This is a genomic window from Armatimonas sp. (assembly GCF_043760365.1).
In the GTDB taxonomy this organism is placed as follows: domain Bacteria; phylum Armatimonadota; class Armatimonadia; order Armatimonadales; family Armatimonadaceae; genus Armatimonas.
The window spans coordinates 1-2,226 of sequence record NZ_JAYUPA010000139.1 but is presented as its reverse complement, the minus strand read 5'-3'; the positions used below and the strand labels follow the sequence as shown (position 1 = coordinate 2,226).

The window sequence follows — 2,226 nt, the reverse complement described above, 5'->3', positions numbered from 1 at the left end:
CTATATCTAGCATGGCTTGAGCTATCCTTTGGTCGGGAGTTGCTCTTGATTCTACAGCCAAGGTACCTTCCCATCTAATTCACAACAAACGTTTCAATCGGCGGACGAAAGGCTTGAACAGCATCTCCCTGGTCATTGGTACAACAGTCGATGTCACGTACACCAAGGAGATCGTTCCGACAGCAATACCAACTCCGACACCAATACCGGTACCAACGCCCGCTCCGATCACCTTCACGATTTCACCTAGTGCCATCACGGCGACCCATACCGTGGGGGTATCTCTCTGCCCGCAGTTACTGGGGACAATAAAAGTGAAGAACACGGGGAGCAATTCCATTTCCGTGATTCTCCCTGCCGTGTCCGACCTTGAATTAAGCACGACTGGCTTCGTTCTTGCAGCCGGGGAAGAGAAAGACGTGACTGTCAAATTCACTTGTGCCAACTTCCCGCCTCTCACGAAAACGGTCACATTCTATTTGGCTCCCACGACTTCAGGAGCGGCGACTCGTACAAGCGATGTTACCGTGCAGCTCAACGCGGGCTAAGCTCGCTCTCTGCCCCGCGCCCGTAAATTCTGGCGCGGTTTTTTTTGATTTCCGGAATCTTGGGGGGTGAGTTGGTAGAATGGTTCCATGAAAGACAACATGCAGCCCAAGAAAGACAACATGCAGCCCAAGCGCCTGACGCGCGGCGGCTTTCTGACAGCACTGGTGCTCTCGGTGACCAGCGCAGTAGGCATCCTCGAAGGATGCAGCGGTAGCAGCAGCAGCCCCACGCACCGCAGTGAGTATGTGGGAACCTGGGAAACCCGCGCCACAAATATTGTGGGCTTAGCATTATTTTTCACACTTAGCAGGTACTCGGCACGAACTCCTGTAAACCATAGCGGTGAGTGGAGTCTCGGTTCGGGTGGCAGGCTCACACTAACGGGAAGCAGCTCGGACGGCACTCGGGTCTCTTTCACCATGACGGTCATAACCATCAATGACACGACTTTGGAGGTGGAATTACCGGATGGTACGAGGGTTGGGTACACCAAAGTTGCCGTGGCATCTACCCCGACGCCAACACCAACTCCCACCCCGACACCTACACCGACACCAACGCCGACACCTCGGCCTCTCATCAAGAGAGTCTTCAGATTCACCGGAACCGGACAGAGCTTTTTGGTACCTGCGGGTGTCACCTCGATCACGATCAAGATGTGGGGCGCAGGCGGCGCGTCTGCGGGTGGTTCAGGAGCCTTCGTCAGTGGCACTCAAGCCGTCACGCCGGGAGAGACGCTGGATATCTATGTCGGACAGGGCGGTCTGTCCGCGCCACTGGGAACCACGTCCTCAGCGACCTTCGGGAATGGAGGAACGGGGACATCCCCGTTTAGCACAGGGGGATCTCACCAGGCGGGCGGTGGCGGCGGGCACACGGTTATCGCGCGCGGTTTCACAAACGTCGCCGTTGTCGGGGCCGGTGGCGGCGGGAGCGAGTCCGTCGGCGGTGGCGGCGGCCTTGCAATAGGTTTGAGCAATCTCGGCTTGAACGAGGGCCAGGGAGGCACCCAGAGCGCGGGAGGAGCCGGAGGAGGGACGGGACAACCCGGAGGCAGTCTCTTTGGCGGCAACGGCGGCGGCGGCGGTGGCGGCGCGGGCTACTTTGGTGGCGGCGGCGGCGGCACCCCTAGCTCCCCGGGCGGCGGCGGCGGCGGCTCGTCGCTCACGAGCCTGTTGGGCAGCTTTGTGGGCGCGACGGGAGCTAACGGCAACGCCACTGGTATGGCCTCAGGCGGCGCAGCGGACACGGATTATGTCGCGGGAGTCGGGGTGGGCGGAGCCTACAACCAGCCCGGCGGCCATGGCTACGTCGTTATCTCCTACCTAGGATAGACCTTTTGCAGGAATCGTTATCCGCCCACTGAAAGTGGGCGTCTACGGGCGCTTCGCGCCGTGATGTCGCTCCGCGACTACTGAGTTCCTAAGTTCTCAGTCGCGGAGCGACTTCATAGCCGAGGAACGAGGCTCTTAGACGCCGATTTCAATCGGCGGGGGAGGGATTCGTGAAACGAGAAGCCTTCTCTACCCCGCGTCCGGCATTCGGGCGCGGGGCTTTTCCTGCATCGAGCTTCGCCCCTCAGCAATAAATCTTGACAGGAACTCTTTTGCAGGTTAAACTGTCGCAATAGTCGGGATGGCATCTTAAATGCCTCTCAAGAACGAGACACACAGTTTG

At 59.0% G+C, this 2,226-nt stretch carries 2 protein-coding genes; one reads left to right on the top strand and one right to left on the bottom strand.

Going from position 1 to position 2,226, the window contains the following annotated elements:
- Positions 1 to 79 precede the first annotated feature (79 nt).
- Positions 80 to 340, bottom strand: coding sequence for a hypothetical protein (locus tag ACH2EH_RS03615; RefSeq protein ID WP_395139054.1), 261 nt, complete (start codon positions 338 to 340; stop codon positions 80 to 82).
- Positions 341 to 635: 295 nt separating this feature from the next.
- Here ACH2EH_RS03615 and ACH2EH_RS03610 point away from each other — a divergent pair, with 295 nt between their 5' ends.
- A complete protein-coding gene (locus tag ACH2EH_RS03610) occupies positions 636 to 1,883 on the top strand; it encodes a hypothetical protein (RefSeq protein ID WP_395139052.1) in 1,248 nt (415 codons plus the stop codon).
- The last annotated feature ends 343 nt before the right edge of the window (positions 1,884 to 2,226 follow it).

Coding starts and splice junctions, on each gene's coding strand:
- ACH2EH_RS03615 (WP_395139054.1), bottom strand. CDS start 340: ATGGAATTGCTCCCCGTGTTCTTCACTTTTATTGTCCCCAGTAACTGC.
- ACH2EH_RS03610 (WP_395139052.1), top strand. CDS start 636: ATGAAAGACAACATGCAGCCCAAGAAAGACAACATGCAGCCCAAGCGC.